This window comes from Bacillus sp. AY2-1, assembly GCF_008368965.1.
Lineage (GTDB): Bacteria > Bacillota > Bacilli > Bacillales > Bacillaceae_G > Bacillus_A > Bacillus_A thuringiensis_S.
Window position 1 is genome coordinate 1 of the sequence record NZ_QPEL01000046.1, and the last position, 26,700, is coordinate 26,700.

Below are 26,700 nucleotides of genomic sequence, written 5' to 3' on the forward strand. Positions count from 1 at the left end.
GTATAAGGATGAGAGGAGGGAATAAACAAAATATCAAAATGTAAAATTCTTTATTAAATTAATAGGAGGTATATTTAAATGAATTTTCTAAATGAAGAAATTTACGATGTTATTGGAATAGGATTTGGGCCGGCAGGTATTGCGCTATCTGTTGCCATGAAGGATTTTGAAGAGGGAAATCCTTCTGATTATTTAAATTTAAATTGTTTATTTGTAGAGCAAGCCAAGGATTCTACTTGGATGCCGGAAATGTTACTACCGGGAACAGATATTCAACATCACTACCTCAGAGACTTGGCTACACCTCGTAATCCAAGGAGTAGGTATACTTTTCCAATGTATTTAAAGGAAAAAGATAGATTATTTACGTTTGGCCAATTTTCAAGTAATCCTGGAAGAATTGAATGGTCGGATTACGTAAAGTGGGTTGCAGATCAAGTGTCAGAAAATACCCTTTATAGACATAAATTTTTAAATGTTGAGCCAATTGTATCATCAGAAACTAAAGCGGTAGAAATGGTCCAAGTTTCCACACAAGATTTAAATACTGGGGCTATAAAAAAATTTAAAGCTCGAAATATAGTCTTAAGTACAGGTAGAAGAAAAAACATTCCTGAAATTTGTAAAGAATTTATTGGCCCGAGAGTATTTCACTCAAGTGGCTATAAAAGTCATATTAAAACAGTTCGAGAAAAACAACCTACATTCGCTGTAATTGGGTCAGGACAAAATGCTATTGAAATTGTATTAGATCTTGCGCATCGATTCCCACAATCAAAAATAACCTCTATTCATCGTGGTATGGGATTTCGACTTTATGATTTAGGTCACTTTAGTAATGAAGTATATTTCCCTTATTTTGCTGATTATTTCTATTCTGTACCGAAACATAAGAAAAAACATTTGTTTGAAAAAATAAAACACACAAACTATTCTGCGGTGGATGCTGATGTAAGTCGATCTTTATATTGGAAAATTTACGAAGAAGGTATTCAGGGAATAAATAGAATTCAAGTTATTAATAATTCGGAGTTAACTACTATAGCTGAAAAAGATAAATCATTTAAACTGGATGTAACTGATATGTACACACAAGAAAAGTTAAAACTTGATGTGGATTATATAATCTTATGTACTGGATTTTATGAAGAAAAATTCCCAAGTGGATTACAACCATTAAGTAACTATATTGAATTGGATGAAGATGAGGATTTAATTATTAGTCAAAATTATGAAGTTAAGACTTCCGAGAGATTTATACCTAAGATTTATGTAAATGGTTTAACCGAAAGAACGCATGGAATAAGTGATGCAGCCTCCTTTAGTATGATGGCTGTAAAAGCTGGGAAAATCCAAGAAAGTATACAATCACAATTAAAAAATACTCGAATATTACAGGAGGTAGAATAAGTGATGGAAGCCTCTTTACTAAATAATTTTGAACATCTATCACCAGTATGGCCACATTTTACTCAAATACATGTTGATTATGCAAAAGGTCCATATATATATGATATAAATGGAAAAGAATTTTTAGACTTTACTTCAGGTATAGGTGTTACCAATACTGGACATTGTCATCCAAGAATTGTAAATGCTATAAAACATCAAGCTGAAAAAATGCTACATGCACAAGCTACTATTTTATATAATACACCTATCACAAAATTATCTCATAAACTTTGCGATTTACTTCCTAGTGAGTTAAACTGCTTTTTCTTTAGTAATAGTGGTAGTGAAGCGGTAGAAAGTGCAATAAAGTTAGCTCGTCATGCGACAAAAAAAACTAATATTATTTGTTTCCAAGGCGGATATCATGGGCGGACTGTAGGAGCAATGGCTGTTACTACAGCAAAAAGCATTTATAGGAAATTTTATCAACCATTAATGTCTGGGGTTATTGTTAGTCCATTTCCTTATGAAATTGGAAATAATTATGACTCAGATGAATTAACAAAACGATGTTTAAAGGAATTAGAACATATTTTATTAACTCAAACTTCTCCAGAGGAAACTGCTGCAATGATTATAGAACCAATATTAGGAGAAGGTGGATATGTTATTCCGCCAAAGCCTTTTATTCAAGGTTTACGAGAAATTTGTGACAAATATGGAATTCTATTAATTTTTGATGAAATTCAAACTGGATTTGGACGAACAGGTAAATTATTTGCAATGGAGCACTTTGAAGTTACACCAGATATTTTAGTAATTGCAAAAGGTTTGGCATCAGGTTTACCTCTTAGTGGAATTGCTGCATCAAAAGAATTAATGAGTAGATGGATAACTGGTTCTCATGGTGGGACTTATGGTGGAAATATATTAGCAGCTGCAGCTGCAATAGAAACTATCAATGTCTTAAAAGAAGAAGAGTTAGTTGAAAATTCAGAAAAAACAGGTGAGATTTTACTTAATTATTTAAAAGGTCTCCAGGACATTTATCCGTTTATTTCGGATGTACGAGGACTTGGTCTTATGATAGCATGTGAGTTTCTAGATCATGAAGGTCTTCCAGATTCAAAAACAGCTAAAAGGATTCGTGAGTTATGTGTTGAGAGAGGATTAATACTCTTGACGTGCGGAACACAGGATCATGTTATTCGTTGGATTCCTCCATTAATCATAAATAAGTTACACGTACAAGATGCCGTATCAATATTTTCTTCTGCATTATTACAATATAAGGAAGAGAAAAATGAATAGTAATAGTGATATCTTGATAGTAGGTGGGGGCATAATTGGAGCAAGTATTGCATATTATTTATCTCAAAATCATGTAGGGAAAATAACTCTATGTGAACAATCACGACCACCAGGAATAGGGGCTACCAGTAAATCTGGCGGCCTTCTGAGAATGCATCATACAAACTCGTTTCAAAGTAAACTAGCTTGGAAAAGTTTACAAATTTATTCTAAATGGAATGAAAATATAGGTGGAGATTGCGGTTTTAATAAAACTGGTTTTGCAATGATTGTTAGCCCGGAATTTAAAAACGAAATTACACACAATGTAAGTATGATAAGTGAAATAGGCGTACCTATTAAACTGTTGTCTCCAGAAGAATATAAAGAAATACAACCTGAATCCTCTATTGAAGGAATAGGATTAGTAGCATTTGAACCACATAGTGGTTACGCAGATCCAGTAAAAACTACTCAGTGTTTTATAAGCAAAGCATTGGAAAATGGAGTGTTATTGAGAGAAGGAGTCCGTATAAACAAATTGATTATCCAAAAAGAAAAAGCGATTGGTGTAGAAACTAACATTGGAAGCTTGTATGCAGATAATATAATAATCGCCAACAATGTGTGGGCAGCTGAAATATTAGAGAAACACAACATAAACCTACCTTTACGTTCAAAACAAATTGGCATCTGTTTTTTATCAAGAGTAGATTCCAAAGTTCCAACAAAATTATTAACTCATATTGACGATACTATTGGTACTTATTTTCGTCCGATTTCAGAGAAAGAAATATTAATTGGAATGTTTCATAATCAATGGGATGTAGATCCAAATAATAAAAATAGTGTTCCAACTTTAAAAAATATAGCTTATACACAAAATAAAATAAAGAAACGTCTACCTTTTTTAGAAAATTTCTTTCCTATAGGAGGGCGAGTAAGTTTTGATGGTTATACACCTGATAAGCACCCTATTATTGGGAAGTGTCCCCAGATTGAGAATGTATACTTAGCTGTAGGTTTTAGTGGAGGTGGTTTTAAAATTGCACCTGCAGTTGGTGAGGCTGTTGCAAAGGAAATACTAACAAAAGAAAAACAACCAGAAATACAACCTTATCAATTGGAACGTTTTTTTGAGAGTAAACTAATAAAAGGAAAATATAGGTATGATTATATGTAATTATGTTCTTTAGTATGAGGAGGTATGTAATGCAAAATATTCGACAAGCGCATCCTTATTATATGTACGAAGAAATTTGTGAACAGGTACGTTATTTGAACAATCTTAATAACTGTTTTATTGATAATGAGCAAATCATAGAAATAGTCAATCAAATAAAATATTGTAGGAGAGTATTTATTACAGGTTGTGGAACCTCGTATCACGTAGCCTTGACAAGTGAATATATTTCCAGAATGATATTTAAAGATGTAAATCTGATTCGTTCTGTTCCTGCGTTTGAATTAATTCATCATCCATGGAATATAAGTTCAGAAGATGTGGTCATAGCGGTATCACATTCTGGTGAAACAACAATGGTTTTAAAAGCATTAGAAAATGTTCGGGCCGCAAAAGCAAAAACTATTTTAATTACAGGATTCCCAGAAAGCAGTGCTGCACAAAAGGCGGATCATGTAATAAGTAATGGATATCCTTTTGAAAAGTCGTTAGCTCATACAATTAGTTATACAGTAAGTATAGGGGCGATATTAAGTTTGTTTTATGAGTTATCTAAATACTATGGAGTAAAAAATATATCATCTAACATCAAACAGGAATTCGAAAAAATTTCTCAGTTGGTTGAGGAAACAATTTTGTCAATTGATAAAAAAGTTTCAATCTTATCGAGGGAACTACAGCCTGCTAACAATTGGATTTTTGCAGGAACTGGAGTAGGCGAATCTTTAGCAAGAGAGGCCGCATTAAAATTTGTAGAAACTAGCTATTCACCTGCAATTGGCATAGATATAGAACAAGTACTACATGGGTATCTACCTATGTGTAATTCAAATACCGTACTCACTATTATATCACCACCTTTACGTGTTATTAATAGAATTAATGATTTAATAAGAGCAGCAGAAAAGGTTAATAGTAAAATAGTAATCTTTACTTCACAAGATTTTATAGAAACAGATAAAACTAGAGTAATAAAATTGCCATATTGTGATGAGTTGACTAGTGCTTTGGTTGGAATAATTCCCCTTCAATTAATGGCTTACTATGTATCAGTTACAAATGGGTATAATCCTGATTTAATACGTCGAGATCAACCTAAATATATGGAAGCAAGGAGAGTCTATGAATAAATGGTAATTCATAATAATGAATCTAATTTCTATGAATTGTTAATTTTACCTGAACAGGATAAAAACCTACCGTCTTTCCGACTCGGATTAAGTGGAAATAAAGGTTTCCATACTTATGAATTATGTTTTGGTAGTCTCTTGTCTATACAGGACTGGATAAAAGATAATCCATCACACAAGATAGAATTGTTCTGGGAAGATGATAGTATTTTAGGGATTAATGATATACCAGCAGCTGAGCGCTTAGTCAATAAGGGGGTACAAGCTGTAATTGGCCATTTAAGTAGTACAGAAGCTCTAAGAGCAGCACCTATATATGATGCAAATGATATTTTATATTTAGCGCCAGCTTCTACAGAACCTTCCCTAACTGAGAAAGAATACAATAATGTTCTACGGATTTGTGGAAAAGATAATTATTTAGCAGAAAAAATTGCGGATTTTATTTTAGATTTTAATGGTACAAATAAGTATGTTTCAATAATTTGGGAAGATATTATTCATGGGCGCTCTTTATCGAATCAAGTTGAGAAGTATTTAGCCAAGAAAAAGGGTTGCACAATACTAAAGCAAAAATGGGATGTACAAATAAATTTTAATGAGTTAAATATAAAAAGATCTAACATCATATTTTTTGCTGGTATCTATCAGAGTTCTCTAGAATTTCTACGGAAACTAAAAGAGGTAGACTATAGAGGGATAATAATTTTGGGAGATGACTGTTTTATAGATGAATTTGCTAAAGAACTAAAAAATAATAATCAAAATTTATATGTAGTTTCAACAGGAAGAAATATGAATGATAGTTATTACGACACTTTTTCTAAAAATTATAAGAATATAAGTGGCACTCAAGTAGGAGCTTATTCCATAACTAGTTATGTAGCAACAAGTCTATTATTGAGTACATTACCAATTTTACAAAGAAAGGGAATAAAAGAATGTATTAGCACAATTAGTTCTTTATTGAGAACGAATTGTACTTTGTTAGGTAATATACAATTAGATGATAGAGGAGATTTGGAAAATTTTCCGTGGGATGTTTATCAAATAGAATCATCTGAATTTATTCCTGTTACCTTAAAAGAAGGGAGTTTTTAAAATGCCTTGGTTTTTTGCATATGGTATTAGTACAAATCCTGAACAAATGGTTAAAGATATTGGTGGATATAAAAATTACAAAAAAGCTGTTTTAGAAAATTACATCTATACTTTTACAGGTTACCATGAGGATTTTAAAGGGGGAACATCCACAATTATCCCACAACAAGGTGGAGGAGTCTATGGTGTAGCGTATCAAATAGAAATGGAACAAATAGATGACCTTATAAAAAATGGACATGGGTATATCTTAAAAGAAAATATAGCAAAAATAGATAATGGTTCTATTTCAGTCTATACACTACAGCTTGAAAATCATGCCTCCCCTGCACTTCCATCTAAAGAATATCTAGAAATAGTTAAAAATGGACTATTGAAAAATTATAAGGAAGACTTTGTTGATTTATATTTGGGCAGAGCATTAAAGCGTGTGCAGAACGAGAGATTGATTGACTACCAACCTGTGTCTAAGGATAGTTTTACAAACGAATATAATTCACAATTTCGCAGATTATTTCCATGGAATGTTACAAAACAACAACCCTTTGGTTCAGCTTGGGCAATAGTAGAACCAGGGGAGCAAACTAATCCACATCATCATGATGAAGAGGAAACCTTTATAGTTCTTAGCGGTAAAGGAATAATTAATGTTGATGGACAAGAAAAGGTAGTCGAAAAAGGAGATATTATATATTTTGAGCCATTTTCAACTCATACAATAAAAAATATAGGTGACACATCTTTAGAGTTTTTATGTATTTGGTGGGGGGCACTACTAGAGGCGCGATAATTAATAGAATAAGATGCTTATTTTCATTTTTGTAAATAATTTATATGGCTTTTTAGTTTTTAACAAATAAAAAGTGAGGGATTATAAATGAAAACTTTTATTGTAACAGCAACTCCCCCTACGACTAATGGGGATTTACACATTGGACATTTATCTGGACCATATTTAGCAGCAGATGTGTTTAGTAGATTTCAAAAAATGAAAGGAAATAATGTAATTTACTCAACGAGTGGAGATGATCATCAAACTTATATAGCAACAACAGCTAAAAGAAAAGGGTGGACTCCTGAAAAATTAGTAGAATATTATACGAAAAAAGTACAAGATACTTTAGGTGCCGCATCTATAAATCTTAACATTTTTTCCAATTCTTTAAACAATCAAGAGCATATTAATTTCGTTCAAAGCTTTTTTAAGAAATTATACAATAAAGGGGTTTTTGTCGAAAAGCAAAAAGAAATACACTTTTGTAATAATTGCGATCAGTATTTATTTGAATCTTTTATAAAGGGTGAATGTCCATATTGTAATGAAAATGCGTCAGGAAACCTCTGTGAAGCCTGTGGTAGAATTAATGATCCAATTGAGCTTATTAATCCGGTTTGTGGTCTGTGTGGGGAAACACCAACAATTAGCAGTTACAAAGGGCTGTTTTTTCCATTAGAAAATTACCGAGATCAGCTGGTAGAATATTATAATTCAAGAGTTAGTTGGAGGCCTCATCTCAAGGAATTATGCAATTGGATTGTTTCAAGACCTATTCGTGATTATCCTGTAACTTATCCCACTAAATGGGGTATACCAGTACCAATTAAGGGATATACAAACCAGTGTATTAATGTCTGGTTTGAAATGTATCCAGGACATATAGTAACTACAAATAAATGGTTACAAATAAATGGTAGTAATTTTTCAGTGGAGAACTTGTGTGAAAATAATGTAACACTTGTACAATTTCTTGGTTATGACAATAGTTTCTTTAATGCAGTTTTGCATGTAGCAACATGTTTTGCAATAGACGAAGGATATTTATTACCTGAGCACATCATTACCAATGAGTTTTATTTATTAGAGCACGCAAAATTCTCGACAAGTAGAGATCATGCAATATGGGGCAGTGATTTATTAAAGGAAGTACCAGCAGACTCTTTACGCTATTATGTTTGTCGTACAAATCCAGAACACACCCAAACAAACTTCTCATTAAAAGATTTCAATCAAATTAGAAAAGATGAATTGGAAGATACTTGGTTTAATACAATTAGTACCTTTATTGAAATTATAAAGGAAACTTCCATGGATTTAAGCCTATTTAATGATTACATTGACCTCAAAGCAAAAGCAACTGTGAGTTGGGCAAAAAAATCTCTAGAATCTTTTTATGATATTAATCACTTTAGCCTACGGCAGGCTAGCCAATTATTACACGAATATTTACAAATATGTAAGGATTATTTAGATACGCAAGTAATTCCTGTAAAAGATATAAATATGAAAATTTATTTACAAAGATTAACCTCTTTAGGGTATATGATTCAAGCATTAATTTATTTTGCCCAACCTATACTTCCAAGTTTTTCGATGACCCTTAAGGAAGCGCTGGGAGTAGATGTAACTTCCAATCAAAATCTTAATTGGGAAAATATCGAAAAAATAACATTTGATAACACTAATATAAACGTCGTAAAAAATTGGTTCTGTGAAACAAAAAAAGTAATGCAATAAACAAATTAATATTACTTTTAAGTGGGTGGGATAATGAACATACGAATCATGAAATTTGGAGGAACCTCTATAAATACCTTTAGAAAAAGGGAATATATAGTTTCTCTAATTAAAGAAACCATTGAACAAGGTTTTAACCCAGTCATCATTGTCTCCGCAATAGGAAGAATAGGAGATCCTTATTCAACTGATACATTGTTAGAATTTTTAAGAAGCAATAGCGTGAATATAAATGAACATGATCAAGCTTTATTGTTATCTTGTGGAGAAATAATTTCAAGTGTCGTAATTAGTAGTATGTTGAATAGTGCAGGTATAAAATCTATAGCTTTAACAGGCACACGAGCAGGAATTCAAACATCCTCTAAAAAATACATTAATAGCTCTATAACAAAAATCCATACATCTTGTCTTTTAGAAAATGTAAAAAAAGGTTATATTCCAGTAATTGCAGGGTTTCAGGGACACACACCAGAAAAGGAAGTAACAATACTGTCTCGTGGTGGAAGTGATACAACCGCAACAGCTTTAGGATATACATTAGATGCACATGAAATAGACATTTTTACTGATGTAGAAGGAATTATGACTACAGATCCAGCTATTATAAATGAAGCTATGGTTATACCACAGATTTCATATAAAAATGCTTATCTAATGGCTAGGTTTGGGGCTAAAATTATAAATGCAGAATCAATAAAATGGGCAGAGAGGAAAGGGATACCTATCAATGTCCGGATGACTTTAAATAAGCATATCGGTACAAAAATTTCAACTTGTACACAAGATAATATGAGGAAAAACAATGTCTTTGCTATTCAATACAATAATAAAAGTAGAAAAACAGTAAATGTAAATATATTAGGTATTTTTGATGGTAATCATTATCATATAGTGGAGGCAATTAAGAAGACATTGTCATCACATCTAATACCCATATTACAAGTGATTCCAAAAGAAAATGTAATATCAATAAAAATTTCAACAAGCTTTCTATTTAAGACTCTACAATTACTGCATCGCGAACTTATTGAGCACAATTATACGGCTGAAGGTACGAAGAATATATATGTATGAATACTTTTGTAAAAAGTTCAATATGGATGTAGTGAGGTGTTAAATGATTAATAAGCAGATAGTTAAAGAAATAAAAAGTGTTATAGATGTATCCAATTCTTCATTAGTTGCAGCAGAGAAAATTATTCAAACTTATTTATTACCTTTATATGAGCAGAAATGCATGCTTGCAGAAAAAAATGTGAAACAACAACAAACTATAGATAAGCTTCAAACCGCTTCCGTAGTAAATAGAAATAAAAACAAACTATACTTTTATAGATAAACTTATTTTATCCAAATAAAGAACTCTTTTACTTTTATCAGAAGTAAAAGAGTTCTTTATTGTGTAAAGTGTATAAAAAGTAAATGGTGTAATAGAACTAATAATTTTGATTTATACTAGTCAATTTTCGCATGTAATTTATATACATAAAATAAAGAATTACCACTATTAATGGTACAAAGAAGTATATACCAAAGAAAGGGATTAATGACAGACATAAAATTAAAGATATTAAAGCAGCTTTTTTTTGTAGTGTACCTTTTTTAAAAAGTTTAATGCCAGCTGCTGATGAAAAAATATATACCATTAAGCCTAATGAATTTGGGATAAATAACAGATCCACATAAGATATTTTTAATGTACTTATTGTTATCACACCTATAGATGCAAAGACGAAAATAAATACTACTACACGAGTGGGCGTTTGAGTACGTTGATTTATTTCAGAAAAATAATTTGGAAATGCTTTATCACGGCTTAAAGCAAAACCTAGTTGTGTTATGCTAGCAATAAATGCGTTGACGGTACCTAAGCAAATAATAAAAGCTAATATAGCAGTTAAATATTTCGCACCGATTCCTATTGAATCTTGCATTAATAGTGCTAAGGGAGAGAGGTTGCTTTCAAGGTTACCATATGTCTTAGTGCCAATAGTGATTAGGCTTAATAAAATAAATAATATGCCTATAATCCCTGCACTAATAATCGTCCCTTTAATAATATCTTTTTCTGGCTTTACAAACTTATCTGCAAGGTTACATATTGCTTCCCAGCCAAAGAAAGACCATAAACACATTGTCATAGCTGTACCAATAGAAATTATCCCATTAGGTGCAAATGGTTTAAAGTTAGAATACTCAAACTTATCGAAAGAAGAGTATATTGTTACTAACAATAAAACAATTAATAATGAGCTCAAAATCAAAGATAATTTACCACTTGTTTGTACACCGAAATAGTTAGAAATTGAACCCATTAATAAGATAAATAATGCTAAACAAGTAATTATCTCATTGGATAAGTTAAAAGCGATTCCTACATAAAAAGCACCAGTTAGAGAGACTATGATTTGTCCTACTGCAGCACAGAAGAAATAAAACCAACCTATTAAATTACCCATATGATTTCCATAAGCCATTCTTACAAAAGTAGCTGCACCACCTGCATCAGGATAAGATCGTGATAAGCAAGCAAAGGTATATGCAAGAGGGAAGCTTAAAATAATTATAAATATCCACGAAATGATTGATGCAGGTCCAGCTATATTAGCAGTACTTGCTGATAAAAATAATACCCCTGAACCCAAAATTGCAGCGATGTACAGAGCAATTGCTTGATACAGCGTAATTGATTTATTTCCCATAAAATCACTCCTTTTATAAAAGGGTAACATGATTAATATAAAAAATTCTTTTTAAATTTTGCTATTCAATTCTACAAACTGGGGCGGGTAGTACATGTAGCCAACTCTGCGAATAGATAAAAGTAATTTAGGATTTTTAAAATCATCTTCGATCCTTTTCCTGAGCCTACATATATATACATACAATTCGTCTTTAGTAATATATTCATTTGTGCCCCAAGCATATTGTATTAATTCTTCACTGGATATAGGAACTTTCTTATTACATACCAAATAAAATAACAACTTAAATTGAATCCTTGAGAGGGATAATTGTAAACCGTTCTTAATAATAGTCTCTTTCTGAATATCTAATTGTAAGTTAACATCAAGAGTTAAAAGTGCATTGTTATTAATCATAATCAACGACCTCCATCTTCAATATATTTAGTTATCACCGTCTGCATACTAATATATCTGTTAATGAAACTTGCTAAGATACCAGAGATAATACGAGTGAAAAATACCTTTTTTTAAAAATTCTATCATTTATATCCAAAATTTGTTCATTTTTTAGAAAATTCTACAAAATATTTATCGACAAAGCTTTGTAATTATGGAATTACGAGTGAAAGTCGATTTTCGAAAAGTGAGTAAAGATTCTGTAGTTGCAAATAAAAATTCAAGAAATTTTTTTGACATAAAATGAATGTTCTTATCGAATTTTTTAGTGAACTCTATTTAAAGTCAAAATTAATGATTTTCATTTTTGGTGTAATTTTCTATATTCATTAGGTGTGTATCCAGTTTTCTTTTTGAATAATGTAGAAAAATATGCTGTATTTTGTATACCTACTGTAAGTCCAATTTCTATTATTGAATAATTGGTTTGCTCAAGATAATATTTTGCCTTTGAAGTTCTGATTTGTTGAATATATTCCATAGGAGTTAATCCTTTAATTTTTTTAAAGGTACGTTGTAAATGGAATGGACTTCCATGACATATAGAGGCCAACCTTTCTAATGTCAAAGGTTCATCAAAGTTTTTATCAATGTAATCTGTAATATGTTTTATCCATTCTTCATTAGGTAAATTTAATGCAGTTGGTTTACAACGTTTACAAGGACGAAAATTTTGAGATAATGCTTCTTGTGCATTTTTAAAAATATTCACATTATCTCTTTTAGGAATTTTAGATTTGCATGAGGGACGACAAAAAATACCTGTCGTTTTTACACCATAATAAAACTTATTGTCATAAGAAGAATCATTATATATAATAGCATGCCACTGCTCGTTAGTAATTTTTGGTAATTTATTTTTCGGGCATAATGGGACAGTTTTTTTATTATTTGGATCATTTTTCATAAACTCACCTCTATCATTAGTATAACTTTAATAGGATTTTGATGTTAATTGTTTTTATTAATGAAAGTAACATGAATATTAGGTCAGAATTTAATAAGATGAGCTGTTACAAAGAAGCGTTTCAAAAGTTTCTAGACTTATTATATGAATGATTAGTCAGAGGTGGTTTTAGACAAGCGATATTCATTTATTTGGCAGCAGCTGGTATGTACAAAAGGAATCATCTTCAATCATCATGATTAACTCAAAAAAACGAGTTATAAAAAAGAGTGGAGCGGTATTTTTTATTGAAGTTTGTTTATAATAGCTTTTTAACTTGTTTGGGGGGAATCGTAAAGTAGATTATTAATCTGTTTGATAATTTTTATTTTCCTTATAGTATTTGACATACTGTATTTAAAATTTTAAAAGGAGAGTTGCTGTTAGTTTGGCTTGATTTCTTCTCCTTATTAGCACGGAACTTGTTTAGCGTCTCCATAATAATCCATAAGGGGAAACCTTTATCTTTTAGCATTTTTCGTAGATCCATTTCAGTAAATTTGACACTAAGTTGTTTCACTTCTTTCGTTAGTAGCTTCTTTCCCTTGAGTAGAAGGGGAGCTTTGAGTATTTTTTACTGTACCCCCAGTTGAATACATTGTAGATTGATTTATCCTATGTACATTTAAACCAAATTCCATTCCTTAAACCTATTTATATGTATATAAATAGGCTTAAGGGTACTTTTTAAATAAAAAATTATTAATTTGATAATCTAATACATAGAGTAGCAAAAAATGAACAAATTGACAGGCTTGTTATAAAGCCTACGTAAAGAGGCGAGAAATCTATTTCTTGTGTTGATAAGGCTTTAGAAATATACGCTAGAATATTCTATCTTATATTTCTAAAGTTCTAAATGATTTACATATATAGGAAGTCGGGGTATGTTTGTAATGATATACAAAAAAATGGATGGAAGGGATGTTATTATGTTTAAAAGAGTAGCATTAGGGATTTCATCGTTAGCAATCACTACATTTGTAAGTTTAGGAATGGCAACAGAGGCATTTGCTGGTCCTGCAGCACCATTATCTTCATTAAACGTTGTACAAGTAGAGTCTGAGCAGGGCGGGGTAGAGGCAATCAATCCTAATAGCTTTAGTACGACAAGAAATCATGGGGGAAGTTACCTATATATTTACACAAAAGAAATTGGATATGGACAAAATCCAATTGCAAAAATGAACGGTTCAGCAGTAAAGAGTATTGGATCAAGTGTGATTGGCGGCAACCCAATTGTTGGTTGGTATTACAAGTGGGATGCATCTGGACATCAACAGGGTACATTTGAATATCAAAAAACCTCTATTAATTTCCCGTTTAATACAATGCGTACTTCACTTTATATACAATAAATAGTCCGGCAAAATCGCAGGAATAACAATTAAGACACGAGTTCTTATGAGATTGTTAATTCTTTGAATCCAATTTATATTGATATTTTGTCTTTTATAACTATGTTACTCATCTGTAAAAATTCATAATTATAATAACACTACGAATCTATATAAACATAGTTTTAGGAAAGGAAAATTTCCTATTATGGAGTTTTTTATATTTTAGCAGAATTTAAAATGAAAAATTAAATAGGAAATAATTAAGGACTCTTAGATTCAGTACAAACAAATTAAAAATTAATGTTCAATAAATAAGTTTGTTTCATTAGTATGTTAACTTCCAATATTCAAAAAAGGAGTTTTAACATGAAAAAAAAAAGTCTAGCTATAGCTACTATTCTATCATTAGGTTTAACTGTATTTAGTGGTACTACATCTACATTTGCGATGACTGAGCCAAACGATAATGTGATGTTTCGATCTACATCAAAATATATAGGAAATATACCGTCAAAGACCAAGGACTGTAATACTGTAGACAAATATAAGCTATGTACAAACAAAGAAGAAGCTGATGCTTGGGGGAAAAAACAATTTAGTAAGTGGAGTAAAGAAGAGAAATCTGCCATAAGAGATTATACAAAAAATGCAAGACCATATAATGAATTTTTGAGAACACATGCAGGTAAATTGGATTCTGACCCTACAATGAAGAAAAAAATTGAATCCTTAGATAAAGCATTGAATAGAAAAGAGGCAAAAGTGATTGACAATATAAAAGTGTATCGAGGGGATGATGCATGGATTTTTGGAAAGGAGTATGATAATTCCATAATAAAAAACGGTAAGGTTGACAGAGAGAAGTTCAAGGAAATACAAAAAAAATTCCAAGGAAAAACAACAACAGAATTTGGATATATAAGCACTTCTATACTTATTGATGCTGGATATGCGAAAACAAGACCAGTTATGACAGAATTTAAGGTAGGCTCTGGGGCTCATGGTGCTTATATGAATTCAGATGACTTGACTGCGTATCCAGGTCAATACGAATTATTATTGCCAAGAAATACAGTTTATAAAATTGAAAAGATATATATTGCTATAGATAACAAAACTCAAAAAGAGCAAATAAAAGTGGAAGCAACAATTAAATAAATCTAATGAAGTTAAATTTTAAAAAATAAAGTGGTTTAAAATAACTATATAGATTTGAATAAGCATGTAAATAATTCAAGCAAAAACCGTAAGGATTTCTAATCTTTACGGTTTTTATTACATAACTTAGAAACTAAAATTTTAAAAAATTTCTGGATATACGGGGTTAAATTAGGTTATCACAAAAATTGGATAGTACCGAAAGACTCCGTATCATTTAAACAATCTCATGAAAGCTAACAGACTTACTCAGTGACTATTTTTTACTAATAGATAAAAAGGAGAGACTGGTACTCTCTTTTTTATTTCCTTTCGACATAATATAACAATATAAAGATTAATAGTTTGTTATTATAATTCAGGCAATCTTATATTTTAGATACTGGGGGACACATATTATGAACAATAAACTATTAATTGCACTCACAAGTTGCGTTTTAATTATGGGATTAGCAGCATGCTCAACTAACAAAGCAGCAAGTACTTCTAATGACTCTAAAGCTGAAGAAAAAGCAAAAAAAGAAGCTGTTAAGGATCAGAAAGCTGAAGAAAAGGCTAAACAAGAAGAGCAGCCACGTCAAGAAGCTGAGGCGCAACGACAGGCTGAAGAAGAAAAAGCAAAGCAAGAAGAGCAGCAACGTCAAGAGGCCGAAGCACAACGTCAAGCTGAAGGAAAAAGCGAACAAAGAACAACAACGTCAAAAGCAAAAACAAGCCGAGAAACAGCAAGAAGTACAAGTGAAAAAACAAAGAGAAGTAAATCAAAAGAAAACAGAGAAAGAAGCACGTGAGGAAGAAGAAAGTTTAGATTATGCAAAAAGGAGAGCTCAATCATTTGAGGATAAAGAACGAGAAAAAATGAGTTGTGATGAAGCGAAAAATGTTCTTGAACAATTAAAGAATGGCGAACAGAATCCAGCAACAAAAGAGCATGTTATTAAGTATCAAGAAAAAGTAAATATGTGTAGCAAGTAACAAAACAACTTAACGTATTAAAATACTATTTGGATTGGCGTCCAATACATATTATTAAAATTAAAGTGGTTCAAGTCGGAGGAAGGCAACTTTGGTTGTCTTTTCTTTATGCATAAAAAAGCCTTATCTTCCTATAGAAAAGATAAGGCCTTTATATACTATTTATTATCTAATTCATCAGTTTTATTATAAACATATTTGGCTTCTCCAAAAAGACCACCTGTGTCCCATTCTCCACCATAATATGCATACTACCTAGGTGAATCATTGTTTCATATACTTGGATATAATTTTAGTTTATAGTCATAAACTGAAACCATAAAAATATAAATATATCCCCCGATTAAAAGTGCCGCAGCAACGATTAATATTATTACTCCATCCGGACTATTAAGAATTTCTTTTATATGTTTTTTTGCTATTTGCTTCGTTTCTCCACTTGAAAAGAGATAAATAATGGAATGGAGAATTAGTAAGAAAAATGCCGTAATTACCTCTAACATGGCTTATGTACCTCCTAATATATGTATCTTTAATTAACCAATAATTTCCTTATACATTATATCAGCTAGGGTACATGGAGGTATAATAAATTATTTTTATAATTTAATTTATTAATCGGTACGGCATTAATACAGGATATTTTTTATTGTCACAAGTGGTAGAGAAGGTAAGCGGCAAGTCTCTACGTCAGTTTACAAAGGATCGTATGTTTGCCCCTTTAAATATGAGAGACACAACAATTTTAGATTACCACCCAACTACTATACCAATTACTAGTGCATATTCGAAGAATGAAAAAGAAGCATATAAAATCTATGAAAGCCCTTGGGAACATACAGGAGATGGGGCAGTTCATTCAACAGTTGAAGACTTAGTAAAGTGGGGAGAGAATTTAAATATAGGTACCGTTGGTGGAAAAGAATTTGTTAAAAAAATGAGCGAAATAGGTCCGGAAATTTCTCCAACTGGGGAGACGATTATTGATAATGTAGATTATGCTTTTGGGCTAAGGCTTGCAGAAGGTTTTAACTATCGATACTTCGAACATTCAGGTAGCTGGGCAGGTTATCGTTCACACTTCATGCGGTTTCTAAAAGAATATTTGTCTGTTGTAGTACTAAGTAACTATGATGGATTTGAATCTAAAAAATATGCTAATGAAATAGCAGGAATTTTTTTAGAAAAGTAAAAAATAGGGCGTAGAAGACAGTATTTAGATTTGCTTTATCCCACGTTGTTTTAGGTGTAATTAATTTTGAGAACGGAAGGCAAGCATAAATTTATGCCTGCCTTTTTAGGTATTAAAATGAATATAAATATTAATATTTATACAGTTAAAAAATAATTAGAAATTCTTTAAATATAGATTAATTAATGAGGTCAAATTTTAAAAATTTTTAAATTAATATATAAAAATTATATATTATTATTATAGAAATTGATTTTATTTAAAATTGAAATATTAATTAATATTCCCATTGCTATTAAATTGACCATTAAAGAACTTCCACCAAAACTTACAAATGGAAATGGGGTACCTGTGAGAGGAAATAGTCCTGTAATACCACCTAAATTTACTACAGATTGCATACCGATCATACATCCTATACCAATTGCTATAAAACTGCCGAATGGATCTACACATAATTGTGCAATTTTTAAGGAGCGAAGTACTATAGTCAAGACTCCAGCCAATATAATAAATACACCAATAAATCCTAGTTCTTCAGAAACTATTGCCATTATAAAATCAGTATGTGGTTCCGGAAGATAACCTGTTTTTTGTATGCTATTTCCAAATCCATGACCAGTGATTCCTCCAGAGCCAATGGCAATAAAAGAATTTATAAGCTGGTATCCATTTCCTTGTGCATCAACAAAGGGATTGAAAATTGTAGTAATACGTGTCTTTTGAACTTCTGACAAACTATATTGAATTAAAAAATATAAAATAGGTAACCACAAAATAGAACCGATGGCAGTTCTTTTGATTAGTAGATTTATATTTATTCCTGAGCAAAGAAATATGCTAAAACCTATACCTAATATTAAAAGTGCTGATCCTAAATTTGGTTGTTTAAAGATAAGAAAAAAAATTGTAGTTAAAAAAAATAAAAGTTTTCCGATACCACTCCAGTTATTTTTAGCTTGTTCTTGTCGTAATGCAAAAAAACGGGCTGTTACAAGTATTGTTCCTAATTTAAGAAATTCAGCTGGCTGTATTCCAAAGATCCATGATTGAGCATTATTTACCACTTTTCCTTTCCATAAAACCATAATTAATAAAAAAATCCCCCCAACCATAATACAGATTGAGACTATTCGTTTTTTCCATATTTCATATGGGAGTAAAGCACAAACTATTAACCCTATTGTTCCTAAAAGTAGCTTTGTTAATTGAGAATCAACAAAATGTCTACTGTTATAATCGTAATGTTGGACAGCGACAATGGAGCTTGCACTATACATCATGATAATACCTAAAGTACATGTTATGAATAGAGGAAGGAGCAATAGATAATCGATTTTTAATATTTTTTTCATTTTAATATCCTCCTGATTTAAAACAAAACATAATATTACATTTGCTAATGAATAGAACCTTGTTCTCGTCAATTACTAAATATGACTTTTGTTTCGGAAGATTCTATCGCTTACTCCCTGTTTTTTCACGCAAAAATCCCCCTAGTATGTAACTAGAGGGATTCAAAATGGCATGACTAAATAAGGCTTTTTTCCCCCTAGTAGAGCTTTGGCACTATACAACGTAAAGTAATGAAAATTCATTACTTAGCTATCTTAAGAAGAGCCTTAATCCGACAATTCCTGTTCTACCCATTGGCGTCTTTCGACATTTTTGGGCAATAGCCTGTGTTTGCATAGGAGCCTCACCTAACAGGTTAAGCAATATAAATTTTATGTGTTTGTTTCGTGTAGCAAGCCAAGCATAAATATATTTTTTTTGCTTGTCAAGCAACCATATTGCTAATTTTATTTGTTTTATTGCTTTATAGTCCTTTGAGAAATGATATGAAAAAATGTATGTAATCATTCCGTATAAGTACATATTTTTGACTTGTAGTGTATCGTTTGATTAAGTAGTTTAACGATATAAATTTGATAAACAGTAAAGAAGATTTTAATCATAAAAGAAGATTTTTTTATGAATGTTCTTTCGATATACAGAATGACTAATTATTCATCTTTTGTTATAAAGTTGGAATTTGATTAAAAACAATAAGTTTCATATGCTTTATTACGTTTCTTCGAATTAAATCTATTTGAATTCTATGTTTTTTAAGGGGAATTTTAAATTTATAATAAAATATAATTTCATTTTCTATAAAAGATTTTTTTATGAATGGAATTGAAAGTCAGTTGACAAATATTAAATTCTGGTTTAAATTTTGAAGTAATTCAATAAACTTTGTTAGGTGAGGCTCCTGTATAGAGAAACGCTGCTGCCCAAAAATGTCGAGAGACGCCAATGGGTCAACAGGAACGGTCGGATTAAGGCCCTTCTTAATGTAGCTGGTTATAAAAACCTATGCTATACAGTGCTAAAACTCAACGAGGGAGTGGTATACGATTTGATAGAAAGGCACCTCTGTGATTTTGGCAGAGCTGTCTTAATAATCATTTATTTGTATTGTGAAAAACCTTTACTCCTTTTTGAGTAAAGGTTTTTCTGTTTAATGTTATTTATTTTTATCTTGTCTATATTCAAAAAGGAGGTAATTCTAACTAATGAATTGATTGCAATGTAACTATTATTGCTTTAATAAAAAATTTAAGACAGATAAAATAAAACAAAACCACTCATGAAACTCTAGAGTCTCCCTTAGCAATATGAGGAGGAGTTAACATGAAGAAATTATTAAAGGAATTACTTATAACCAAAAATAACTTGGATGCAGAGAAAGTTTTACGTCATCCATCGTATGATATTGCACAAGAAGTAAAACAGTTTTCAATTGAAGATCAAGTCATATTGCTAAATACAATACCTGTATTAAAAAGCTCTAAAATTCTTCAATATATGAGTGCAGAAGAAAAATATAATATCTTAATTCACTTATCTGAAAATAAAGCCAAAAAGTTGCTAAATTTACAACCGATTGATGAATTAGTAGATTTACTTCTAGGGGTTCATCCAGAAAAACAGGCTAAATTAATGGCGTATCTAGATAAAATTACAAAACATAACGTGAAAAAATTGATGACTTTCAAACCTGAAACGGCGGGAAGTCTTGTAACAAGTGATTTTGTTGCAGTTAGAGGAAATTGGTCAGTAAAAATGACATTGAAGTACATTAGGGAACATTCTAAAAATGTAGAATCAATATCTTATAGTTATGTTCTTGATAATCACGGTTATCTTAAGGGAATCGTTTCCATACATGAGTTATTACTAGCACCAGATGAAGAGATATTATCTACTATCATGATTCAAGAGGTAATTTCAGTACAAGCTGAAATTGATCAGCAAGAAGTTGTAAAAAAGCTACTGAATTATAATTTAGCAGCAATACCTGTCACAACAGCAAATAATAAAATGATTGGTATTATAACATTTGATGACGTAATGAATGTTATGGAAGCAGAAGCTACAGAAGATATTCAAAAGTTAGGCGGAAGTGAACCATTAAATCAATCTTACTTTGAAGCTAGCATTTGGAGCATTTTCTTAAAACGTCTACCATGGTTATTACTTCTTTTTGTTGCTGAGGCATATACAGGTACAGTATTAAAGTATTTTGAAAACGAAATTGAAACTGTAGTTGCCCTTGCTTTCTTTGTTCCATTATTAGTAGGTACTGGAGGGAATACAGGAACACAGGTTGTAGCAACAATTACTCGTGCAATTGGTATTGGAGAGGTGAAATTTAAAGACATTTTCCGTGTAATGAAAAAGGAATTTGCAATTGGTATGCTTCTTGGACTTGCACTTGCGGTAGCTGGACTCACTCGTGCTTATATGTTAGGTGTTGGAACAGAAGTTGCACAAGTTGTAGCAATTACTTTGTTATTTATTGTTATTTGGTCCTCTTTAGTCGCAGCTATTATACCTTTGGTTCTGAGAAAATTCAAACTAGATCCTGCAGTTGTTTCAGGTCCATTTATTACAACATTTGTTGACGGAACAGGATTAGTAATTTATTTCATGGTTGCAAAAACGTTATTAAATTTGTAAATATACACTGAAATAAAAGCGAAGTGTGGAATGAGTATTTTGCCTTGATTGCTAAATTATAGTGGAGAATTCAGGATGGAGGAAATCAAACAAGTATGTCTTTAGATAAATAATATTTTAATAGATTTATTAAATGTAATTAATGCTGGAGGATAAAACTATGAAACATCTAAGAAGAATCTTCAAACGAATTTTGCTCCTATTGTCTATTTTCATGCTTATTGGCATAGGAATATTATTTGGTACTAGCTATGGACGAGAGCTTCGTATAACAATCGCTGGGAGTATACTAACTTCTCAGCATCCACAATATGCAAAATATACACTCCTATCCCAAAAGGAACTAGATAAACTGCAAGATAGAATTAATCATCCGAAATGGTCAAACAGTGATGAGCATATTTATAAAAAAATAGTAGGAAAAAGATTAGAAGAATTAAAAAGTCAGCCATTAGAAATTGATGTAGAAACAATTAAAAGTAATAAAGATAGTCGCTTTCTATTCGAAGGAAAGTTAGTCACTATTAGTAATCCTTTCAATGTTAAACTTGTTAGCCACCAAGGAACACAGGGCGCTAACAGGGGAGAAAAAATTAGTGTAATGGCAAAACGTAGTGATGCATTTGTTGCTGTGAATGCAAGTGGATTTGCTGATGAAACAGGAAGGGGTGGAGGAAATGTTGCTACTGGAATTGTGATAGAAAACGGGAAAGCTATTGATACAAATATGGATAGACATACCCCTACAATTATTACAGGTTTAACACAGTTTGGACAAATGATAACAGGAAATTATTCTACACAACAACTCCTGGATAAAAAAATCGTTTCCGCAGCTGGATTTATGCCACAGCTAATTGTGAATGGAGAAAAAATGATTACAGAAGGAGACGGTGGTTGGGGTTCTGCTCCACGAAGTATTATGGCTCAAAAAGAAGATGGCACAATAATGTTTCTGGTAATAGACGGTAGGCAAACACATAGCATAGGGGCCACGCTAAAAGAGTGTCAAGATATTCTATATGAAAAAGGAGCAGTAAATGCAATGGCTATGGATGGTGGTTCTTCTGCTACTCTATATTTAGGAGGAAAGGTTATAAATTCACCTTCTACATTATCACATGAAGATCGTTATTTACCGAATGCTTGGGTAGTAACAGCAAATCCAAAACAAAAAATAAAGATGACAATAGATGGGGAAAAAGTAAATCCTAAAACATTAGATAAATTTGATACGAATATTTCAAATGTATAATGACAAGGAACATCCATTAGTAATCCATTTTTTGTATGCTTAATTAGGGTATAAGCTAATTTTTATTAATTCCACAATTACATCGAGTTTAAGTCAAATACAAAAGCAAGGGAATAAAACTTTTCCCTTGCTTTTACGTTATTTGATTGGAATCACATTTAATTAGTCCCAAATTCTTTCTACATATTCTGGATGATCGATAAAAGGATTACGATTGTGTTGGAATTTTTCAAAAACCATATTATTTCTTTTTCTTTCCATATCATCAACTGGATCTTGTTGGTGCCATTGTAGTAGAGTTGATAGTTTCCCGTGATTTGGATTATCTGTGTCTACATCATTTACTAATTTTAAATCGGGTCCACCTTCCCCTTCATAACGAACATCCATATAAAACAGCGTTCTTGCAATATCTCCCTTAATCTCATCTCGTGGTTCCCACGAATCCCCGTCAACGCAAGTATCAGGTGCTTTTTGCGCTGCTCCTAAATCTGTCCCCTTACAAGATGCGTTTGGATTATTCACATGACCATCATCCCAATCAAAATCTAAATTACCTCTTCTAGCATTTACCCATTTATCTTCTGGTCTTATATTGTGTAAGTCTGTTCTAATTGTTCTATTATCGTCAAAATGGGATTGGGCCCAAACATGTTCGCGATTCCAACAAGGTTCATTACCACAAAAACTATTTTTGTTCATGGAACCACCTTTATAAAACAGTAAAACATTCTCTGGATTGTTCGGGTCTTGATCGATTTCTTTTAAAGCGCTTCGAGTATCATCATATGTTAAAACATTCTGTTTTTTTATTATTTCATGTAAAGAAGCTTTTAGTTCTTTCCCTGATTGAGTCGTTATACTTTCATAGTAGTCATGTGCTGTTGCATTGAGACGGGAATTATTATTTGTGTTCCCCTCATTTTCATAAGATAATGGGACATTTCTTACTTTATGATTATTATTACTCATATTTTCTTTTTTAAGTTCAGATTGCTTTGTTTCATTCGCACCGCACCCAGATAGGGCTATAAGTAAAATCATAAATATTAAATTGGACTTGCTTAATATTGTATTAAATTTTTGCATCTAACTATTCTCCTTTTTATTTTTTCTTAAAAACAAACTTATTATTTGTGTTTGTACAATTTCTTTATACATTATCTTTTTAAGGGTGAATTTAAAACATTGGGACTATTTCTTCGTTTGTTTAGCAAGTTATTTCTAGTGTATTTAAAATAACAATGACTAATAATAGCGATTGAATAATTCTAAAAAGACTTGCTTAATATATGTCATTAGAAAAGTATGGAGTTTAAAAGGAAAGCTGTATTTTTATTATTTCAATCTCGATTATGGTATACAGATATTGAAACAGGTCATTTTACTAAACATGTTTAAGGTTGTAATTATCTAACTGATTGTGAATAAATTTTTTATTTAATATCAGTTCTATTTAATGAATATATATATAAATATTATGGATGTTAATCACTCTAAGTTAAGCAGGCTTAAAAAAATAATTGTTAGAGTTTTTGTAGTAGGTTTTGGAACAAGGCTTTAATAATATTCACCTTTTGCTGAGTCTTGTATATCATCAATTCTTAATTTCATACCCAAAGCTCTTTTATACCTTGAAATTATACGTATATGAAAGGGAAAGGTATAAAGTATGAATAAAAAAGTTAAACAATAATTGATATTCAAATTAAAAAGGAGACTTAAAAATGCCCATAATTAAAGTTGTTAGTTTTAATATTGAATGGATGAATGATTGGTTCACAAATGATGGAGATATTGTTGCCTTTAGAGAAAACTTTACTAGAGAAGGACATACAAGTAATACCAAAGAAACCGCTAGGCGTGCAGCAGATACTATAAAGGAAATTGATCCAGATATTCTAGCTATACAGGAAGGGCCTAGTCGTCCTGAAGAATTGGCCCTCTTTATACAAGAATACCTCTCTGAGCATGGAACGCCAATTTACAAGTTTATCCTTAACGATTCAGGACAGCAACAAAAAACGGCAATACTTTATAAACCAAATGCTGTTGATTCTTTAAAACTTACACCTAGTACTAATATTTCAAACTTAATTGAAGAATGGATGGCAGATGTTGATGGTGATGAACATTTGGAACCATACCAGTTTACTCGTTTACCGCTCGTTATAGATGCTCAAATTGGAGAGGATTTTTTACAAATTATAGTACTTCACACAAAGTCTAATTTTGTAAATAAAGGAAAAGATTTGTGGGGTAATCTGGCAACTCGACAAGAATATGTTAAAGCAGCTCTTAAAAATCGGAGGCGAAATTCCGCAGAGTCAATGAGAGTTAGAGATTATATAAATAAAGTTTTGCTATCTAATTTAGCAGAAAAAATAATTATTCTTGGAGACCTAAATGATGGACCAGGTATGGATTATTTTGAAAAGAACTATTTATCACATAATACTGTTGATGTATTAGTAGGATCTGCATTTGAACCTGAGATGATGTTTCACCATGCTCAACACGATGTGAAAAATTCAAACCGCTATAGTGCTGTTTTTGATGATTTCGTTACAGGTGAAGATAATAAGCATATACTTCTAGATCATATCTTACTTTCCCCTGGTCTTTCAGTTACTAGTGGACTTAGAAGGGTGCCTAATTCTGGCGCTATTCACCATGTCGAGTATGATAATCATACCGTAAATCATGGTATTTTCCGAGAGAATCGACCAAGCGATCACAGGCCAGTAAGTGTAATCCTTGAATACTAACTCCAATCATAGAATTTTAACATATAGTATAACTTGTATCTTTAAAATTTAAGTTAAAGGGAACCCTTATTTTATACAATAAATTTTAAGGGATTTGTATATGTTTAATTGATTCAACTAGATCTTTCTCGTATAAAATTTCTTGAAGTTAGGGAATCTATAAAAGAATGAAACCTGTTTGCTTATTATCTAATCATTGTTATATAAGGTCTTTTTATAATAAAATAGAAATTTTTTATGAGTTTTTCTAAATAGCGTAGAGGTTATTAATTTTAAAAGGAGGTTAATTATGAAGCAAATGAGCTTAATTCCATTTGAAGTTCAGTCAATGGTTAAAAATACTTACGAAATACCATTTGGTGTGAAGATGATAGGAGCACCAGAATTTTGGGAAGAGAGTGATAGGGGAAGAGGTATTGTTATAGCAGTTCTTGATAGTGGTTGTGATATAAACCATCCTGACTTAAAAGAAAGAATTATAGGAGGAGCAGATTTTACAAGTGATACTCACCAAGATTTAACAGATATAAAAAATTTGAAAAACGTAGCTGATATTTTAGGACATGGTACTCATGTAGCTGGGACAATTGCAGCTACTATTAACGGGAGTGGTGTGGTTGGAGTAGCACCAGAGGCAAAGCTATTAATATGTAAAGTATTGAAGCGTGTAGAAGAGGTGGGGCCAGGAGATTCAAAATTTAGAGCGGATTATCCAAATATTATTAAGGCGATTAATGAGTGTATTAAATGGAGAGGCCCAAATCAAGAGCGTGTCCGAATTATCTCGATGTCTTTAAGTGGTAAAGAAGAGGATTTAGAACTACACAAATGTATAAAAAAAGCCGTTCTAAATGATATTTTAGTTATATGTGCAGCCGGTAATAAAGGGGATGGTAATGAACATACAAAAGAAGTGGGGTATCCAGCTTATTATCCTGAGGTAGTATGCGTAGGGGCAGTGAATATGTACAAAAAACTATCTCAATTTACTAACACTAATGATGAAGTTGATTTAGTAGCACCAGGAGAAGAAATTTTATCTACTTATACAAATGATAAAGGATACGCTGTATTAAGAGGAACTTCTATGGCAACACCGCATGTTGCAGGAGCAGCAGCACTACTCTTAAAACATCATGAGAAGAAATTTAATAAAAAGCTTACTGAGCCTGAGTTATTTACGGAGTTAATAAAACACACTAAATCAATTGGTTATAGTAAATATGGGGAAGGTCATGGATTATTAGATTTAAAAGGTAATGTTTAATAGCATCTACTGTATTAGAATTCTTTAAAATGAAAAT

General features: G+C 31.4%; 22 protein-coding genes, 2 pseudogenes and 2 riboswitches. Of the genes and pseudogenes, 17 read left to right on the top strand and 7 right to left on the bottom strand.

What is annotated here, in order from left to right:
- Positions 1 to 78: 78 nt before the first annotated feature.
- From DN403_RS12160 to DN403_RS12200, 9 genes are all read left to right on the top strand, one after another.
- Positions 79 to 1,410, top strand: coding sequence for a SidA/IucD/PvdA family monooxygenase (locus tag DN403_RS12160; RefSeq protein ID WP_149185494.1), 1,332 nt, complete (start codon positions 79 to 81; stop codon positions 1,408 to 1,410).
- A 3-nt stretch (positions 1,411 to 1,413) separates the two neighbouring features.
- Positions 1,414 to 2,703, top strand: a complete 1,290-nt coding sequence (locus DN403_RS12165) for an aspartate aminotransferase family protein (protein ID WP_149185512.1) — start codon at positions 1,414 to 1,416, stop codon at positions 2,701 to 2,703.
- Positions 2,696 to 3,865, top strand: coding sequence for an NAD(P)/FAD-dependent oxidoreductase (locus DN403_RS12170; protein ID WP_176546541.1), 1,170 nt, complete (start codon positions 2,696 to 2,698; stop codon positions 3,863 to 3,865). Before DN403_RS12165 ends, DN403_RS12170 begins: the two co-directional genes overlap by 8 nt.
- Positions 3,866 to 3,894: 29 nt before the next feature.
- Positions 3,895 to 4,995 carry an SIS domain-containing protein gene (locus DN403_RS12175; RefSeq protein WP_179958930.1) on the top strand — a complete coding sequence of 367 codons (1,101 nt, stop codon included), beginning with the start codon at positions 3,895 to 3,897 and terminating at the stop codon, positions 4,993 to 4,995.
- Positions 4,996 to 6,096: a branched-chain amino acid ABC transporter substrate-binding protein gene (locus DN403_RS12180; protein ID WP_149185496.1), complete on the top strand. Its 1,101-nt coding sequence runs from the start codon at positions 4,996 to 4,998 to the stop codon at positions 6,094 to 6,096.
- Between the two features lies 1 nt (position 6,097).
- Positions 6,098 to 6,886: a cupin domain-containing protein gene (locus tag DN403_RS12185; RefSeq protein WP_098292042.1), complete on the top strand. Its 789-nt coding sequence runs from the start codon at positions 6,098 to 6,100 to the stop codon at positions 6,884 to 6,886.
- A gap of 87 nt (positions 6,887 to 6,973) precedes the next feature.
- The gene (locus tag DN403_RS12190) at positions 6,974 to 8,611 is read left to right on the top strand and encodes a methionine--tRNA ligase (protein WP_149185497.1); all 1,638 of its coding nucleotides are present in this window, start codon (positions 6,974 to 6,976) and stop codon (positions 8,609 to 8,611) included.
- A 33-nt stretch (positions 8,612 to 8,644) separates the two neighbouring features.
- Positions 8,645 to 9,688 (top strand): amino acid kinase family protein, encoded by a 1,044-nt coding sequence (locus tag DN403_RS12195; protein ID WP_149185498.1) that lies wholly within the window; start codon positions 8,645 to 8,647, stop codon positions 9,686 to 9,688.
- Between the two features lie 43 nt (positions 9,689 to 9,731).
- On the top strand, positions 9,732 to 9,953 hold the full coding sequence (locus tag DN403_RS12200) for a hypothetical protein (protein WP_061667238.1): 222 nt from the start codon (positions 9,732 to 9,734) through the stop codon (positions 9,951 to 9,953).
- Between the two features lie 97 nt (positions 9,954 to 10,050).
- Here DN403_RS12200 and DN403_RS12205 read toward each other — a convergent pair whose 3' ends face one another.
- The 4 genes from DN403_RS12205 to DN403_RS31120 all read right to left on the bottom strand — a co-directional run bounded on the left by DN403_RS12205 (position 10,051) and on the right by DN403_RS31120 (position 13,193).
- The gene (locus tag DN403_RS12205) at positions 10,051 to 11,316 is read right to left on the bottom strand and encodes an APC family permease (RefSeq protein WP_179958931.1); all 1,266 of its coding nucleotides are present in this window, start codon (positions 11,314 to 11,316) and stop codon (positions 10,051 to 10,053) included.
- 51 nt (positions 11,317 to 11,367) lie between these two features.
- Entirely contained in the window at positions 11,368 to 11,715 is a 348-nt protein-coding gene (locus DN403_RS12210; protein ID WP_149185500.1) for a winged helix-turn-helix domain-containing protein, read from the bottom strand.
- Positions 11,716 to 12,058: 343 nt separating this feature from the next.
- Positions 12,059 to 12,664 (bottom strand): bifunctional transcriptional activator/DNA repair enzyme AdaA, encoded by a 606-nt coding sequence (locus DN403_RS12215; RefSeq protein WP_098292037.1) that lies wholly within the window; start codon positions 12,662 to 12,664, stop codon positions 12,059 to 12,061.
- A gap of 373 nt (positions 12,665 to 13,037) precedes the next feature.
- The gene (locus tag DN403_RS31120) at positions 13,038 to 13,193 is read right to left on the bottom strand and encodes a DUF3914 domain-containing protein (RefSeq protein ID WP_176546543.1); all 156 of its coding nucleotides are present in this window, start codon (positions 13,191 to 13,193) and stop codon (positions 13,038 to 13,040) included.
- 442 nt (positions 13,194 to 13,635) lie between these two features.
- On the opposite strand from DN403_RS31120, the gene DN403_RS12225 reads away from it, so the two are divergent.
- The 3 genes and pseudogenes from DN403_RS12225 (at position 13,636) to DN403_RS12235 (ending at position 16,176) form a co-directional block, all read left to right on the top strand.
- A complete protein-coding gene (locus DN403_RS12225; protein WP_061667241.1) occupies positions 13,636 to 14,061 on the top strand; it encodes a DUF4879 domain-containing protein in 426 nt (141 codons plus the stop codon).
- A gap of 348 nt (positions 14,062 to 14,409) precedes the next feature.
- The gene (locus DN403_RS12230) at positions 14,410 to 15,201 is read left to right on the top strand and encodes an ADP-ribosyltransferase (RefSeq protein WP_149185501.1); all 792 of its coding nucleotides are present in this window, start codon (positions 14,410 to 14,412) and stop codon (positions 15,199 to 15,201) included.
- A gap of 398 nt (positions 15,202 to 15,599) precedes the next feature.
- Positions 15,600 to 16,176: pseudogene (locus DN403_RS12235) on the top strand (hypothetical protein).
- Between the two features lie 272 nt (positions 16,177 to 16,448).
- Here the strand turns inward: DN403_RS12235 and DN403_RS12240 are convergent.
- The gene (locus DN403_RS12240; protein WP_149185502.1) at positions 16,449 to 16,679 is read right to left on the bottom strand and encodes a hypothetical protein; all 231 of its coding nucleotides are present in this window, start codon (positions 16,677 to 16,679) and stop codon (positions 16,449 to 16,451) included.
- A 128-nt stretch (positions 16,680 to 16,807) separates the two neighbouring features.
- Here DN403_RS12240 and DN403_RS12245 point away from each other — a divergent pair.
- Positions 16,808 to 17,368, top strand: a pseudogene (locus DN403_RS12245) (serine hydrolase domain-containing protein); the annotation flags it as partial.
- 227 nt (positions 17,369 to 17,595) lie between these two features.
- Here DN403_RS12245 and DN403_RS12250 read toward each other — a convergent pair.
- Positions 17,596 to 18,723 (bottom strand): FtsW/RodA/SpoVE family cell cycle protein, encoded by a 1,128-nt coding sequence (locus DN403_RS12250; RefSeq protein WP_149185503.1) that lies wholly within the window; start codon positions 18,721 to 18,723, stop codon positions 17,596 to 17,598.
- Between the two features lie 186 nt (positions 18,724 to 18,909).
- Positions 18,910 to 19,086, bottom strand: a riboswitch (M-box (ykoK) riboswitch).
- 512 nt (positions 19,087 to 19,598) lie between these two features.
- A riboswitch (M-box (ykoK) riboswitch) is annotated at positions 19,599 to 19,764 on the top strand.
- Positions 19,765 to 20,044: 280 nt separating this feature from the next.
- Between DN403_RS12250 and mgtE the strand changes: the two genes are divergently transcribed.
- Positions 20,045 to 21,373, top strand: coding sequence for a magnesium transporter (gene mgtE / locus DN403_RS12260; RefSeq protein ID WP_149185504.1), 1,329 nt, complete (start codon positions 20,045 to 20,047; stop codon positions 21,371 to 21,373).
- A gap of 160 nt (positions 21,374 to 21,533) precedes the next feature.
- Positions 21,534 to 22,628 carry a phosphodiester glycosidase family protein gene (locus DN403_RS12265; protein WP_149185505.1) on the top strand — a complete coding sequence of 365 codons (1,095 nt, stop codon included), beginning with the start codon at positions 21,534 to 21,536 and terminating at the stop codon, positions 22,626 to 22,628.
- A gap of 162 nt (positions 22,629 to 22,790) precedes the next feature.
- Here DN403_RS12265 and DN403_RS12270 read toward each other — a convergent pair whose 3' ends face one another.
- Positions 22,791 to 23,717, bottom strand: a complete 927-nt coding sequence (locus DN403_RS12270) for an endonuclease (protein ID WP_098437674.1) — start codon at positions 23,715 to 23,717, stop codon at positions 22,791 to 22,793.
- A gap of 638 nt (positions 23,718 to 24,355) precedes the next feature.
- Here DN403_RS12270 and DN403_RS12275 point away from each other — a divergent pair.
- Together DN403_RS12275 and DN403_RS12280 are read left to right on the top strand one after the other, a co-directional pair.
- Positions 24,356 to 25,396: an endonuclease/exonuclease/phosphatase family protein gene (locus DN403_RS12275; protein WP_149185506.1), complete on the top strand. Its 1,041-nt coding sequence runs from the start codon at positions 24,356 to 24,358 to the stop codon at positions 25,394 to 25,396.
- Between the two features lie 289 nt (positions 25,397 to 25,685).
- Complete coding sequence (locus tag DN403_RS12280) at positions 25,686 to 26,663, top strand: S8 family peptidase (protein WP_063538632.1); 978 nt, start codon at positions 25,686 to 25,688, stop codon at positions 26,661 to 26,663.
- Positions 26,664 to 26,700 lie beyond the last annotated feature (37 nt).

Coding starts and splice junctions, on each gene's coding strand:
- DN403_RS12160 (WP_149185494.1), top strand. CDS start 79: ATGAATTTTCTAAATGAAGAAATTTACGATGTTATTGGAATAGGATTT.
- DN403_RS12165 (WP_149185512.1), top strand. CDS start 1,414: ATGGAAGCCTCTTTACTAAATAATTTTGAACATCTATCACCAGTATGG.
- DN403_RS12170 (WP_176546541.1), top strand. CDS start 2,696: ATGAATAGTAATAGTGATATCTTGATAGTAGGTGGGGGCATAATTGGA.
- DN403_RS12175 (WP_179958930.1), top strand. CDS start 3,895: ATGCAAAATATTCGACAAGCGCATCCTTATTATATGTACGAAGAAATT.
- DN403_RS12180 (WP_149185496.1), top strand. CDS start 4,996: ATGGTAATTCATAATAATGAATCTAATTTCTATGAATTGTTAATTTTA.
- DN403_RS12185 (WP_098292042.1), top strand. CDS start 6,098: ATGCCTTGGTTTTTTGCATATGGTATTAGTACAAATCCTGAACAAATG.
- DN403_RS12190 (WP_149185497.1), top strand. CDS start 6,974: ATGAAAACTTTTATTGTAACAGCAACTCCCCCTACGACTAATGGGGAT.
- DN403_RS12195 (WP_149185498.1), top strand. CDS start 8,645: ATGAACATACGAATCATGAAATTTGGAGGAACCTCTATAAATACCTTT.
- DN403_RS12200 (WP_061667238.1), top strand. CDS start 9,732: ATGATTAATAAGCAGATAGTTAAAGAAATAAAAAGTGTTATAGATGTA.
- DN403_RS12205 (WP_179958931.1), bottom strand. CDS start 11,316: ATGGGAAATAAATCAATTACGCTGTATCAAGCAATTGCTCTGTACATC.
- DN403_RS12210 (WP_149185500.1), bottom strand. CDS start 11,715: ATGATTAATAACAATGCACTTTTAACTCTTGATGTTAACTTACAATTA.
- DN403_RS12215 (WP_098292037.1), bottom strand. CDS start 12,664: ATGAAAAATGATCCAAATAATAAAAAAACTGTCCCATTATGCCCGAAA.
- DN403_RS31120 (WP_176546543.1), bottom strand. CDS start 13,193: ATGGATCTACGAAAAATGCTAAAAGATAAAGGTTTCCCCTTATGGATT.
- DN403_RS12225 (WP_061667241.1), top strand. CDS start 13,636: ATGTTTAAAAGAGTAGCATTAGGGATTTCATCGTTAGCAATCACTACA.
- DN403_RS12230 (WP_149185501.1), top strand. CDS start 14,410: ATGAAAAAAAAAAGTCTAGCTATAGCTACTATTCTATCATTAGGTTTA.
- DN403_RS12240 (WP_149185502.1), bottom strand. CDS start 16,679: ATGTTAGAGGTAATTACGGCATTTTTCTTACTAATTCTCCATTCCATT.
- DN403_RS12250 (WP_149185503.1), bottom strand. CDS start 18,723: ATGAAAAAAATATTAAAAATCGATTATCTATTGCTCCTTCCTCTATTC.
- mgtE (WP_149185504.1), top strand. CDS start 20,045: ATGAAGAAATTATTAAAGGAATTACTTATAACCAAAAATAACTTGGAT.
- DN403_RS12265 (WP_149185505.1), top strand. CDS start 21,534: ATGAAACATCTAAGAAGAATCTTCAAACGAATTTTGCTCCTATTGTCT.
- DN403_RS12270 (WP_098437674.1), bottom strand. CDS start 23,717: ATGCAAAAATTTAATACAATATTAAGCAAGTCCAATTTAATATTTATG.
- DN403_RS12275 (WP_149185506.1), top strand. CDS start 24,356: ATGCCCATAATTAAAGTTGTTAGTTTTAATATTGAATGGATGAATGAT.
- DN403_RS12280 (WP_063538632.1), top strand. CDS start 25,686: ATGAAGCAAATGAGCTTAATTCCATTTGAAGTTCAGTCAATGGTTAAA.